Origin of the sequence: Actinomadura luteofluorescens, from assembly GCF_013409365.1 — a bacterium.
Taxonomy (GTDB): Bacteria; Actinomycetota; Actinomycetes; order Streptosporangiales; family Streptosporangiaceae; genus Spirillospora; species Spirillospora luteofluorescens.
The window spans coordinates 8232380-8245324 of sequence record NZ_JACCBA010000001.1 but is presented as its reverse complement, the minus strand read 5'-3'; the positions used below and the strand labels follow the sequence as shown (position 1 = coordinate 8245324).

The window sequence follows — 12945 nt, the reverse complement described above, 5'->3', positions numbered from 1 at the left end:
TAGAGATGGAACCGATGTCGGTATCCTGGAGAACAGTCCTCTTTGAGTCAACACGATGAATGAGGAATGAATCTCTCTGAACTGCCTTGACTCTCCGTAGAGTCGGCGGTTCAAGGGATGATCTGCCCGCAAAGATTCCTGATTCATTGCTTTCCGACCGCCGGAGACGGCACCGCTCGACCAGCCGCGCCCGCGGCGGATTGGACGCCCCGTGATCGATCTCGCCTTCTCGACGCTGGGGGTCCCCGGCATGCCGCTGCCGGAGGTGCTCGGGCTGGCCGCCCGCGAGGGGTACACCGGGCTGGAGCTCAGGTGCGCCGACGGCGAAGCGGTCCGGCCGGACATGCCGTCCCCCGAGCGGCGCCGGGCGGCCACCGCCTGCCGCGAGGCGGGCGTTACCCCGCTGTGCCTGGCCTCCTACATCAAGATCGCCGCACCCGGCTCCGACCGGCCCGTCCTCGACGACCTGCGCCGCCACCTGGAACTGGCGGCGGACCTCGGCAGCCCCTTCCTGCGCGTCTTCCCCGGCGGCCTCGACCGCCCGGCGGCGGCCCGGCGGCTGAACCAGGTCGACGCCGACGCCCGGGACAACGGCGTCCGCGTGCTGGTCGAGACCCACGACTCCCATCCCCGGGGGCGGGACGTCGCGGCGCTCATCGCGGACGCGCCCGGAGCCGGCGCGATCTGGGACGTCCTGCATCCACGGCTGGCCGGCGAACCCCCGCGCGCCACCCATGCCGCGCTGGCCGACCGGCTGGCGTACGTCCAGTTCAAGGACGTCTCGCCGTCCCGCGCACCGGTGCCGCTCGGCGGCGGCGTCCTTCCCCTGGACGAGATCGGCGAGGTCCTCGCGCGCGGCCGGTACCGCGGCTGGGTCAGCTGGGAGTACGAGGCCGCCTGGTTCCCCGAGGCGGCCCCGCTCCCCACCCTCCTGGCCGCGGGAAGGAAATGGTTCTCGCGGCTCGGCACCCGGCCGTGACCCGGCGGGTCGGCCGGAGATCGGCACGTGCCGCGGCGTCAACCGGTGTATTCAGGCACTTGCATCTCAGGGGCGGTGACCCCGGAGCAACGGGCTTGCTGCTGGGTGGTGGGCGTGGCGGGGCGCATTCCGACCACCGGCACCGGGGACCCGTCGGGATAGGTGTTGTCGTGGACGCCGAAGGCGTCCGGGTCGCCGGCGGACTGGGAGATGTCGGGCCGGCCCGGCTGCCCGGCAGCGGGATCGATAAAGCGGTTGCCGAAGACGGCGATCGACCGCTCCACGTCCGTGCCCGCGAAGTTGCGCCAGTACTGGATGCCGCTGTGGTCGGATCCGGCGGTGACGTTGCGGATGTCGTAGACGTTGCCGCAGACCACGACATCCTGGAACACCTCGGGAACATTCGTCGCGGCGTAGGTGTAGAGCAGCACGGCCGTTCCGTCGAGATGGTTTCCGGCGATCGTGGCGGTCGTGCCGTTGCGGACCTTCAGCCCGCCGGCGGCGGACTGTGGCCAGCCCCGCACCCAGTTGCCCTTGACTATCAGGCCACCGAAACCCCATGCGTAGAGCGCATGATCGCTCTTGGCCCGGCTCCGCGGGTCGCGGATCACGATGTTGCCGCTCACGGTGAGGTTCTGGTCGAGCTGGAACGCACCGCCGCGCTGGAGGTGGCCCAGCGCGTTCGGCAGGCCGGTGAGCCGGCGGAGCTGGTCGAGCCGCGCCGCGGGCGGCTGCGTCCACGACCGTGAACCGGGCCATCGGCTCAGCCACCCCAGGGACGACAGGTCGGCGCCGATGAGGTTGCCGGAGACCGTCACGCCGGTGGTTCGGTAGGTGTAGACGGGCGTGCCGCCGTCGACCGGACGGTCGGACAGGAAGATCGAATCGGTGACCTGCGATTCGCGGAGGTTGCTGAGCTTGGCAGCCACCTGCGCGGTGGTAAAGGTGTTGCTGCCGCCGCCGGTGGGGGTCTCTCCAGGGGCGATGCGGTTGACGAAGACGCTCCGCTTGATCGCCAAGCCGCTCTTGTAGGGGCCGTTGAGGTCGATGCGGAGCCCGTCGAAGACGACGTTGTCGACCAGCGGCGCGCGGTCCCACTGGTTGCCGTAGACGGTGTCGGCCAGTGCCTTGTTGTCCGGGCTGTAAAGGACGGCGGCCGAGCCCGCATTCCCGATGATGGAGGCGGGCCTGGTCCAGTCCAGGTCACGGGTGATCCGGTAGACACCAGGAGGCAGGTACACGCACGCGCCCTGCTCGTAGGCCATGGTGATCGTCCGCTGGATGCCGTCGGTGTCGTCGGTCTGCCCGTCCCCGGCGGCTCCACCGGTGGTGACGGCGTTGACCAGGCTGGAGCAGGACGCGGCGACCGCCGGCCCTCTCCAGGCCGCCGAAGCGTCCGGGACGCCTAAGATCCCGCCGAGCAGCACCGCTGCGGTCATGACCAGCGCCGCCGCGGGCGGTCTCGTCCCGCCATGACATTTCAAGGGTCGCAATTGGCTTCCTTCCTCCTACGGGCAAGGGCACGGGAGGCGCCTGCCGGCTTCTGAGGGTGTTGCGGCTGGTTGTGGAGGGCGGCCGCTCAGGCGGGTTCCAGGCGCATCTGCACGGGCCGGCCGTCGACGGTCCGGACCTTTACGACCGTCGAGCCGCCGGCAACCGCCGCCCGCACCTCCCCGTCCGCCTCGCGGAGGCGCCACACGCCGTCGAGCGTGATGCGCAGGGTGTGCGGCCTGCTCGGATCGCTGCGCCAGCTCACCGCGAACGGGCTGACCCCGCCGACGAACCGGCCGCGGGCGTCGTACTGGCCCGGGTCGTTCCCCTCGTACAGGCGCAGGTCGGGATCGGTCACGGAGAGGACGAGCGCGTCCCCGGCACGGCGCAAAAGGATCATGCAGGGTGTGTCGACCTCCGCGACCGGCGCGACCGCGAGCCGCCGGCCGGGCTCGAAGACGGCGTAGCCGGTGATGCCGGTGGCGCGGTCCCTGACGACGTGGGCGCCGTCGTCGCGGCGCAGCACCTGGTACGGCGCGGCGGCCGTCTCTCGCATCCGGTCGGTGAAGTCGGTCATCTCCTGCGGGGACGCGCCGACCACGATGGCGTACTCGTAGCCGGCCCTCCGTGGTGCGCGACCGTGCTGGAGCCATGCGGTCGCGAAGTCGGCGCTGGTCAGCCGGGCGCCGCTCTGGTCCCGGGACGTCTGGGCGGAGCGGGACAGCCCGACGGTCTGCCCGGCGGCGAGATAGTAGCCGTTGCCGACGTGGTCGACCAGCCAGGTCGGCCGGGGGATCCGCTCCAGCCGCTCGGTGTGGGGGAGGCTGGTGATCGGCCCGCGCCCGCCGAGGACGGTCGGGGCGGAGGGATCGGCCAGGTGGGCCTGGAACAGCGTCGTCTCGGTCTCGTGCCGCCGGTCGTCGTTGCGGATGCCCGACCCGAGCGCGATGACGCGGTCGTCGAACAGGAACACCGACGTGCGGGCGCGGTGCCCGGCGTCGTACTTGGGGTGGCCGTGCAGCTCCATCGCGAACATCCCGTGGCGCCCGTCGATGGTGTGGGCGCCGGCGAAGCGCGCGTCCGTCAGCAGCATCTCCTCGATCGTCCCGGACAGGTCCGCCTCAAGCTCGTCCAGGGGCAGGTGGACGGTGGTCGTGCCCGGCCACCGGTTCCAGTCCCAGCCTTCCTCGCGGAACCCGCTGTCGAGGTTGTTGACCGGATCACCGCGGCCGAGCACCTGGATCTGCCCGTAGGTGCAGTAGCGGCCGTAGATGTTGCTGAGGGGGTAGATCTCGGTTCCCCACAGGTAGCGGTTGTGGCCGCGGACCGCGACCAGCCATTCGTCGCGGCGGTGCAGGGCCAGGGCGGCGTAGTTCAGGGCCCAGCTGCCCTGCGGGGCCTGCTCGGCGGTGATGCCCGCCGCCTTCACCTGCTGGGCCGCCTTGTTCTGCGCCGAGGACGGGCGGGCCGGCAGGAGGCGCAGGAACGCGGCGCCCACCTCGGGATCGATCTCGGCCGCGCCGTCCGGGGTTCCGGCCAGCGCCAGCCACTGGAACGGTGTGACGGAGAGCGAGGTCTTCCCGGTCGGGTGCCGTCCGGTGATGCTGAGCGGCCAGTTGTCCCTGTCGGCGTAGATCCGCATCATCAGCACGGCGCGCTTCACGGCCGTGTGCGCCTCCTCGGAGAGCGCGAAGGCGGTGCGGCTCAGGACCGTGATGACGGGCGAGAGGCCGTTGAACCCGTCCCGCGCGTAGTCGGGGTAGAAGCCGACGTGGTGGAAGGCGCCACCGTCGGGCTTGAGCCCGTCCTGGATGCCCGGCGCGGGGACGAGCGCGTGGTCGAGCCATCCCTTGAGCGCCTTGAGGTAGGCGACCTTCTCGGCGTCGGAGTCCATCAGCAGGATAGCGGCGAGGATCCCTCGGACGGTGGTGTTGACGATGTCCATGACGCCGCCGTAGGGAGCGGCGTCCTCCCAGTCGCAGAAGATGCGTCCGAGGCCGGTGAGCCAGGTCAGATCGGCGCGGACCTCGTCGAGCAGCCCGGCGGAGGCCAGCACCTCGCGCATCAGGTGGACCGAGTCGTAGTAGCCGCGGATGTCGTAGCCGAGATGGTGCACGGTGCCCTGGCAGCTGCCGAAGGCCCAGCCCCGGTCCCGCAGGTGCGTGACGAGCCGCAGGTACTGGTCGCCGAGCGGCCGGCGCAGTTCGGCGTCCGCGGAGGCGTGCGCTCGCGCGATCTGCTGCATCAGGTCGGTGCAGTCCCGCAGCCGGACGGCGTTCACGTGGGCGTTCAGATCGGCGGCAAGGTCGGCCGGATAGATGTCCGCCTGGTGGCTGAAGACGGGACGTCCTTTACCGCGCGGAGCGTCCGGCGCGGGAATGCCGAATTCGGCGAGCTTCGCGTCGAAAGCGGCGACGGTCGACGAATCCGCCTTGAGGGGCACGGCGGTGTAATCCAGGTATCCGGTGAGGATGTGTTGCAGGGAATCGCGCTCTCGCGGGGACGGCGCCGGCGCCGGCGGACGATGGGAGTTCAGCAGTCCGTTGAAATGCAGGAGTGCCAGCCAGTGGGCGTTGTCGGCACTGGCGACTTCGCGGTTCACCATCGGTACCTGAAGGTCGCCGGTGGGGTGGTCGGGACGCATCGCCGTGTTGAGGAACATCTGGTCGAGATGCAATGTCCCGGCGGGAACACCGCTGGGAGCGATGATCCGGACGGTGTCCATGCCCCGGTGGGGCCGCCCCGACATGTCGTGGTCGTAGCGGGCCCACGCGGTGCGCCAGCCGGAGAATCCGAGGTGGAGGTCGAACCAGGCGTCGGTCCGGTCCGGGCCCCGGCCGAACTCGAACCGGACGACGCCGTCCAGCGGGGACGGGTTGTGGATCCAGACGGCGATGGCGTCGACCGTGCCGCTGAAGGCCTGGTCGGCGCCGGGACGGTAGGCGGCGGGCGCGTAGCGCAGGTCGGCCCGCACCGTGATCACGCCCCCGGGCTCGTAGTCCCACCGCAGCGACCGCGTCCCGGCCATGACCGCGGTGTCGCTGACGGCCAGCCGCGAGCCGGCGCCCGCGCTCATCTGCGGCGGCACGGCCGTCTCGAAGAGCAGCAGCGGAGGCTTCAGCGCCAGCGCCCGCCGCTCAAGGTCGGTGGCGGCCGGCGCGGCCGACGCGGTCAGCGGCCTGAAGGGCACCGAAAGGCCCGCGGCGCCCAGCGCCGCCCAGCCCAATACCGTCCTGCGCGCGATGGGGCGGGGTTCGTCCGTCATGGCGATTCTCCTGTAACCGGCGGCTCTCGCGGCTCAGCATCAGATCCGGCGCGAAGGAGAGGATTCAAGAGTCAATGAGGAGAACTTCGACTTTTGGCGTGAATCTGCGTGGGGCCGACCCATGAAAACAGATCATGACGGCTACGCCCCCGGGCGCACCCGCACTTCGGAGACGTCGACTGAATCCCGTTCAGCGCCGCCCGCAAACCCGGTGGCAATTGGCCACTAAGACGCTCACGGCGCTCCGGCACCGGCGCGTGCCAGCAGTGCGGCGCCCAGAAGACCGGCCCGGTCTCCGAGTTCCGCGCGGACGATCCGGGGGACGCGCTGGAAGGTCAGCCGGGCCGACAACGCGGCGCGCAGCGGCTCCAGCAGGAGCTCACCGCTCCCGGCCAGCCCTCCGCCGACGATGACCAGTTCCGGCGCGCAGACCGTGGCGTAGGCGCCGAGGGCGACGGCGAGCGCCTCGACCGCCTCCCCCCAGACCGCGACGGCGACCGGGTCGCCCGCCGCCACGCGCGCCGCGACCTCGGCCGCGGTCACCGGCTCCCCGGCGCGGGCGGCGTAGGCGCCGGCGATCGCGGCCGCCGAGGCGTACCGCTCCAGGCAGCCCCCGCCGCCGCATCGGCACGGCCGGCCGTCCGGCTCCACACGCAGATGGCCGATCTCCCCCGCGTAGCCGCCGGCGGCGTACGGGCGGCCGTCAAGGATCATCGCGCCCGCGATCCCCGTCCCGATCGGCAGGAACAGCAGATCGCGGCAGTGCCGGCCGGCCCCCAAGACCGACTCGGCCAGACCGCCGGCGCGCACGTCGTGCCCGATCGCGATGGGCAGTTCCGTGCGCTCGGCGAGAAGGGCGGCCAGGTCGAGGTCGCGCCAGCCCAGGTTCGCCGACAGGACCACCCGGCCCGCGGCCTCCTCGACGATGCCCGGGACAGCGACGCCCACGGCGCCGGCGGCGCACCCACCCGCCTCCGCCTCATCGAGCAACTCCGTCACCAGGTCGAGCACGCGCGCGGCCACGGCGTCCGCCCCTCGGCGGCCCCGGTGTCGCGGGTGCGATCCAGCAGGACCTCGTGTCCGGGGCCGACGATGCCCGCCTTGATCCGGGTACCGCCGATATCCAGCGCGACGACGCAGCCGCTGGTCATGGCGTCAGCTCCGGGACGTCGAGGCGGCGGCCCTCCCGCCACGCCCGCAGGCCCAGCTCGGCGAGCTGGACGCCGCGTGCCCCCTCGTAGAAGTCCCAGGGGAAGGGGCCGTCGTCGGCGACGTGGCGCAGGAACATCTCCCACTGGGCCTTGAAGCCGTTGTCGAACTCGGTGTTGTCGGGGATCTCCTGCCACTGGGAGCGGAAGTCCTCGGTGGCGGGCAGGTCGGGGTTCCACACCGGCTTCGGCGTCATCGACCGGTGCTGGACGCGGCACCGCCGCAGCCCCGCGACCGCCGACCCCTCCGTGCCGTCGACCTGGAACTCCACCAGCTCGTCGCGGAACACCCGGGTGGCCCACGAGGAGTTGATCTGGGCGACGATCCCGCCCTCCAGCTCGAAGATCCCGTAGGCGGCGTCGTCGGCGGTGGCCTCGTAGGGCTTGCCGTGCTCGTCCACCCGCTCGCCGATGTGCGTCGCGCCCAGCGCCTGCACCGACCGCACCGGCGCGATCACCCCGTCCAGCACGTACCGCCAGTGGCAGAACATGTCCAGGATGATCCCGCCGCCGTCCTCGGCGCGGTAGTTCCAGCTGGGCCGCTGGGCCTCCTGCCAGTCGCCCTCGAACACCCAGTACCCGAACTCGCCGCGCACCGACAGGATCCGGCCGAAGAACCCGCCGTCCACCAGCCGCTTGAGCTTGAGCAGCCCCGGCAGGAACAGCTTGTCCTGCACCACGCCGTGCTTGACCCCGGCCTCCTCGGCCAGGCGCGCCAGGGCGAGCGCCTCGTCGAGATCCTCCGAGATGGGCTTCTCGGTGTACACGTGCTTGCCGGCGGCCACCGCCGCGCGGATCGCCTCGACCCGCGCGGAGGTGACCTGGGCGTCGAAGTAGACGTCGATGTGCGGACGCGCCAGCGCCTCGGCCAGGTCGGTCGTCCACGCCGTCAGCCCGTGCCGTTCGGCCAGTTCGCGCAGCTTGACCTCGCTGCGTCCCACCAGCACCGGCTCCGGCCACAGCACGGTGCCCTCGGCCGTGCGGACCCCGCCCTGCTCCCTGATCGCGAGGATCGAGCGCAGAAGATGCTGGCGGTACCCCATCCGGCCGGTGACGCCGTTCATGACGATCCCGATGGACCTGCGTGCCATCCCGTTCCTCCTGTCAGCGCGGCCATCGGCGGCTGCCGTCGGAACCGCGGCGTGGTAGCGGCATATGGACTGGTTCGGGTCTTCCACCGACGGATGAGAAAGCGCTTTCCTTGCCTTGGCAAGCTAAGAACGAGAGGTCACAGCAGTCAAGAGATGAATGAGTGATGACCCACGAGGGTGCCGGACGCGCTAATGCGCCTTCGACCGAACATCGGGCCATCGACTTGATCATCGACCGCTACACGTCGGGCTGCGACTCATCTTCGACAGGCCCGCGCACGTGGAGGTCCACGCCCATGCCCGCGTGGACACCTGCCTGGAGGCCAAGCATCCCGACCTGTCGAGCACCTGGAGGCGGCCGAACTCGATCTGCTGGCTTCACCCGCCTCCCATGCCAGCGCTGGCAGCAGATCTGGTCGAATGATCCCCAGGATCGCCCGAACTAGGAGATCCGCCGCGAACCGACGTGGCCGGGATCTTCCCTGAGCGGGGCGCGATCGTCCGCCTCCGGAGGCGTTCTGCAGGCAGGTTAAGGCCCGCAAATCCTACGACGGGCCCTCACCCTTCCGGCCTGAGACCGATCACCTGACCGACCCGGCGGTGAAAACCTCGGCACGGGATCGGAGGCCGAGGCTCTCGGCCTCGGCCTCCGTTGGGTTCAGGACTCCAGCCAGCGCAGGGATTGGCGGGTGAAGACGATGCCGCCGGTGTCGGCTATCTCGTAGAGGGTGGCTGTGGTGCCGTCGGGTAGGACGGCCATGGTCGAGTAGCCGGCGGTGCCGGGTTTGATGAGGGCTTCGTGAGGCCAACTCGCGCCGTCGTCGCGGCTCACGCGGATGGTGAGGCCGGTGCGGGACGTGGCCGCGTTGTTGCTGTGTAGGGCGATGTTCGTCAGGGACGGGGCGCCGGCGGTGGGGCGCAGGTAGGAGATCTCGTCGCCGTTGCAGCCCGGGTCGATCAGGCCGCTGTTCCAGGCGGCGCCGAAGGGGGCGGTGACGTCGGGGGCGGTGGAGTACCAGCGGTCGCCGCCGGAGTTGGAGCGCATGTTCTGCGCGATGCGGCCGGTGGAGCGCTGGACGGCCTTGCTCTCGTTGACACCTGAGCCCGCGGTCGTGCCGTTGTGCCAGGACGTTCCGTGGTCGTCGGAGTAGATGTCGGCCGCGTGGTCGCCGGAGGCGTCGCGGTAGACGATCGGCTGGACCAGGCGACCGGAGGCCAGTTGGATCCCGTGGCCAGAGGAGGCGAACATGCCCGCCCAGTCCACCTTGCGGACCTGGGGGTTCAGGTCGACGGGGGTGCTCCAGGTGGCGCCGTCGTCGGTCGAGGTGACGTAGCGGATGTGGGTGTTGGTGGTCGCGGTCGCCGATGTGTCGCCGGGAGTGGAGCCGGAGTAGCCGACGCCGGGTTTGGGGGCGTAGGTGAAGAAGCAGAAGATCTGGCCGGTGGTCCGGTCGACGAGCAGGCTCGGGTCGCCGTACCCCTCGGAGGTCGTGGGCGCCTTGGCGATGATCTTCGGGTGGGAGAACGTCGCGCCGCCGTCAGTGCTGCGGGTCATGGCGAGCTGGATGTTGTTGGTGCCGCCGCCGAGGTCGTAGCTCCCGTCCACGCGGGCGTCCATGACGGCGACCACGGTGCCGTGGTTGCTCACGGCGAGGGCAGGGATGCGAACGGACTTGGCCGCCTTGTCCAAGCCGTCGATCACGGTGGACGTGGTCAGGACGGTCTGGGCGTTCATGCCGGGCGTACCGGAGCCGAGACCGCACCCGGAGGTGCCTGACAGGGTGTCGCTCCAGGTGCCCGAGGAGATCCGGAAGGTGTAGGGGGTCCTGTCGGGGACCGTCCAGAAGAGGTCGTTGTTGCCCGCGCCCGCAGGGACGGTGACGGTCCAACTGGAGCGTCCGGGCCAGGTGACGGTGAACGCGCGGTCTGCCGGGGATCTGTTGGCCAGGATGAGCCGAAGGCGGTGGGGTGCGCCGCAGTCCATGGCGGTGCGCGCGCTGAGCGCGTTGGTGCAGTCGAGTGTGCCGCTGTTGGTCTGGTCGAGGCCCTCAGGCGTCGTCGTGTGGAAGGTGTAGGCGGTTCCGGACGGCCTGGTGAAGTGGAAGTTGGCGCTGTCGCCGGCGGCGACCCGGGCCGTCCAGGTGCCGGTGCCCGGCCAGGTCAGGGTGAAGGTGGTGGGGCTGGACGTCCGGTTGACGACCGTTTCCTGGATGCGGCTGGATGTGCAGTCCTGCGTGACGAGGGCGGCTTGGTCGGCGGCGTGCGAGGGGGCGGCGGGCATCAGGGCCAGGAGGGTGATGGCGGCGACCGTGGCGGCGCGTGGGGACGCGTGCATGGCGTGTACCTCGGACGTGGGATGTAGGATGTCCGATGAAGGTAGACGTGGAGCGAGGGGCCGTCAACCCCCGCCGATCAGTCTCCGCGCGCCTGCGCCAGGCGTTCCCGGATGCCGCGGAAGTGCGCGGCCATCGCGGTGGCGGCGGCCCGGCGGTCGCCGGCGCGCAGTGCCTCGTAGATGTCGCGGTGCCGCTGGGCGACGTCGGACGCCTCCTGCCGCACGGGCGCGAGGTCGTGCTGGAGCGTCCGGTAGACGTCCCAGAACGCGCCGAGCAGCTGGTTCACGATGGGGTTGGCGAGCGGGCGGTAGAGCAGCTCGTGGAACATCCGGTCGGTCTCCGGCGTGACCTGCCCGGCGTCCGCCTCGGCGTTCATCCGGCGCATGACCTCGTCCAGCTCGGTGTTGCCGGCGGCCAGCCCGCGGTCGATCACCTGCTCCACCAGGCCGCGTTCGAGCACCTCGCGGACGTCGACCAGGTGCGCCAGGTCGTCGCGGCCCTGCCGCTTGGAGATGCGGGCGTGGAAGGTCAGCTCGTCGACGAGCGCGTCGAGCGACATGCTCCCGACGTACATGCCGAAGCCGTGCCTGATCTCCACGATGCCGACGGCCTGGAGCGCCTTCAGCGCCTCGCGCAGCGAGTTGCGGCTGACGTCGAGCTCCTCGACCAGGTCGAACTCGGTGGGCATCGGGTCGCCGACCGCCAGCCCGCGCTCCAGGATCAACTGCTTGATCCGCTGCTGAACCTCCTCGGTCCGGCTGCTCCGGCCGCGCGTCGCACGTCCCCGCGTCCGCGCTGCGGTCATCGGCCCACGCTCCCCATCCGCTCGATTCGTCCGCGGCCCGGCACTTGACCTCGCCGGTACCGGGGCCTACCGTACACCGACGAACGACGTTGGATGTCCTACCTCCCCTACGACCTGCGCCGACTACCCTGCAACCCCAACCTCACTTGGGAGACGACGTGACCGACCTGCGCCCCGGCGGCGACACGAGCCGCCGCGACTTCCTGCGCTACACCGGACTGCTCGGCGCGGCGGCGACGATCAGCGCGGGCCTGACCGCGTGCGGCGGCCCCTCCTCCACCGGCTCCGGCGGATCCGGCGGCGCCAAGGACACGATCCAGGCCGCCCTCGCCTACGCCCTGTCCGGCGGCTTCGACCCGATGACGGCCTCCAGCGCCGTCGCGGTCGCGGCCAACCTGCACGTGCTGGAGCCGCTGGTCGACCTCGACCCGGTCACCCGGCAGCCCTTCAACGCGCTCGCGAAGGCCGCCCCCGCCAAGGTGGACGACACCACCTACCGGGTCGCGCTCCGCGACGGCGCGAAGTTCCACGACGGCTCCGCGGTCACCGCCGACGACGTCGTCTTCAGCTTCGAGCGCGTCCTCGACCCGAAGAACGCCTCGCTGTTCGTCCAGTTCCTGCCCTTCCTGGACGCAGTGGAGAAGGTCGACGCGAGCACGGTCGACTTCAAGCTCAAGTACCCGTTCGCGCTGTTCGCCGGGCGGCTGTCCGTCGTCAGGATCGTGCCGAAGAAGATCGTCCAGGCGGACCAGAAGAAGTTCGACGCGCTGCCGGTCGGCTCCGGGCCGTTCCGCCTGACCGCCGCCAACGCCGGCGACGGGCTGTCGTTCGTCAGGGCCGGCACCTACAACGGCCCGCGGCCCGCGAAGGTCGCGAAGATGAGGTGGCTCCTGCTCGCCGACCCCTCCGCCCGCGTCACCGCTCTCCAGTCGGGACGCGTCCAGGCGATCGAGGCGGTGCCGTACCTGAACGCGAGCGCCCTGGCCAAGGCGGCGGCCGTCCAGTCGGTGCAGAGCTTCGGCCTGCTGTTCCTGATGTTCAACTGCAAGGCGAAGCCGTTCGACGACGTGCGCGTCCGGCAGGCGCTGCACTACGCGCTGGACACCGACAAGCTGATCAAGACGGCGCTGCTGGGCAACGCCGTCGCCGCGACAAGCTTCCTGCCCGCCGGGCACCCCGAGTACATCAAGGCGGCCACGGTGTACGGCTACGACCCCGGCAAGGCGAAGAAGCTGCTGTCGGAGGCCGGGGCCAAGGACCTGCGGGTCGAGCTCGTCACCACCGACACCGACTTCGTCAAGGACTGCGCGCCGCTGATCAAGCAGAGCTGGGACGCGGTCGGCGTCTCCACCACGCTCAACGTGGGCCAGTCCGGCGGGCAGTACGCCAACCGCGTCGACAACGGCAAGTACCAGGTCATGGCCGCCCCCGGCGACCCGTCGGTGTTCGGCAACGACACCGACCTGCTCATGCGCTGGTTCTACGTCGGCACCTGGCCCGAGCACCGCAGCTTCAACTCCGGCACCGCCGAGGCCAAGAAGGTCGTCTCCCTGCTGGACGGGGCGGCCAGGGAGGCGGACGCGGCCGCGCGCAAGGAGCTGTGGCGGCAGGCGATCGACGTCGTCGCCGAGCAGGCCGCGCTGTACCCGATCTTCCACCGCAAGCTGGGCACCGGCTGGAAGCGCGAGGCGCTGCCCGGGTTCCGGCCGATGTCGACGACCGGCCTGTCGTTCCTGGACGTCGGCCGCGGCTGACGCCGCCCGGCAGAAC

General features: G+C 70.9%; 9 protein-coding genes. 2 read left to right on the top strand and 7 right to left on the bottom strand.

Going from position 1 to position 12945, the window contains the following annotated elements; all coding sequences use genetic code 11:
- The first annotated feature begins 211 nt into the window (after window positions 1-211).
- Window positions 212-979, top strand: a complete 768-nt coding sequence (locus tag BJY14_RS37985) for a sugar phosphate isomerase/epimerase family protein (RefSeq protein WP_218905770.1) — start codon at window positions 212-214, stop codon at window positions 977-979.
- A 38-nt stretch (window positions 980-1017) separates the two neighbouring features.
- On the opposite strand, the gene BJY14_RS37980 is transcribed toward BJY14_RS37985, so the two are convergent.
- The 7 genes from BJY14_RS37980 to BJY14_RS37955 form a co-directional block, all read right to left on the bottom strand.
- Window positions 1018-2418, bottom strand: coding sequence for a glycosyl hydrolase family 28-related protein (locus BJY14_RS37980; protein WP_179848013.1), 1401 nt, complete (start codon window positions 2416-2418; stop codon window positions 1018-1020).
- Window positions 2419-2558: 140 nt separating this feature from the next.
- A complete protein-coding gene (locus tag BJY14_RS37975) occupies window positions 2559-5735 on the bottom strand; it encodes a chondroitinase family polysaccharide lyase (protein WP_179848012.1) in 3177 nt (1058 codons plus the stop codon).
- Between the two features lie 234 nt (window positions 5736-5969).
- Window positions 5970-6758 carry an ROK family protein gene (locus BJY14_RS37970; RefSeq protein WP_312879625.1) on the bottom strand — a complete coding sequence of 263 codons (789 nt, stop codon included), beginning with the start codon at window positions 6756-6758 and terminating at the stop codon, window positions 5970-5972.
- Window positions 6731-6886: a hypothetical protein gene (locus tag BJY14_RS46015; RefSeq protein ID WP_246396261.1), complete on the bottom strand. Its 156-nt coding sequence runs from the start codon at window positions 6884-6886 to the stop codon at window positions 6731-6733. The genes BJY14_RS37970 and BJY14_RS46015 overlap by 28 nt, the downstream gene beginning before the upstream one ends.
- Window positions 6883-8034, bottom strand: a complete 1152-nt coding sequence (locus tag BJY14_RS37965) for a Gfo/Idh/MocA family protein (protein ID WP_179848011.1) — start codon at window positions 8032-8034, stop codon at window positions 6883-6885. Before BJY14_RS37965 ends, BJY14_RS46015 begins: the two co-directional genes overlap by 4 nt.
- Window positions 8035-8692: 658 nt before the next feature.
- Window positions 8693-10369: a sialidase family protein gene (locus BJY14_RS37960; protein ID WP_179848010.1), complete on the bottom strand. Its 1677-nt coding sequence runs from the start codon at window positions 10367-10369 to the stop codon at window positions 8693-8695.
- 77 nt (window positions 10370-10446) lie between these two features.
- Window positions 10447-11175: a FadR/GntR family transcriptional regulator gene (locus BJY14_RS37955; protein WP_179848009.1), complete on the bottom strand. Its 729-nt coding sequence runs from the start codon at window positions 11173-11175 to the stop codon at window positions 10447-10449.
- A 158-nt stretch (window positions 11176-11333) separates the two neighbouring features.
- Here BJY14_RS37955 and BJY14_RS37950 point away from each other — a divergent pair, with 158 nt between their 5' ends.
- Complete coding sequence (locus tag BJY14_RS37950) at window positions 11334-12929, top strand: ABC transporter substrate-binding protein (RefSeq protein WP_179848008.1); 1596 nt, start codon at window positions 11334-11336, stop codon at window positions 12927-12929.
- The last annotated feature ends 16 nt before the right edge of the window (window positions 12930-12945 follow it).

Coding starts and splice junctions, on each gene's coding strand:
- BJY14_RS37980 (WP_179848013.1), bottom strand. CDS start 2,418: ATGACCGCAGCGGTGCTGCTCGGCGGGATCTTAGGCGTCCCGGACGCT.
- BJY14_RS37975 (WP_179848012.1), bottom strand. CDS start 5,735: ATGACGGACGAACCCCGCCCCATCGCGCGCAGGACGGTATTGGGCTGG.
- BJY14_RS46015 (WP_246396261.1), bottom strand. CDS start 6,886: ATGACCAGCGGCTGCGTCGTCGCGCTGGATATCGGCGGTACCCGGATC.
- BJY14_RS37965 (WP_179848011.1), bottom strand. CDS start 8,034: ATGGCACGCAGGTCCATCGGGATCGTCATGAACGGCGTCACCGGCCGG.
- BJY14_RS37960 (WP_179848010.1), bottom strand. CDS start 10,369: ATGCACGCGTCCCCACGCGCCGCCACGGTCGCCGCCATCACCCTCCTG.
- BJY14_RS37955 (WP_179848009.1), bottom strand. CDS start 11,175: ATGACCGCAGCGCGGACGCGGGGACGTGCGACGCGCGGCCGGAGCAGC.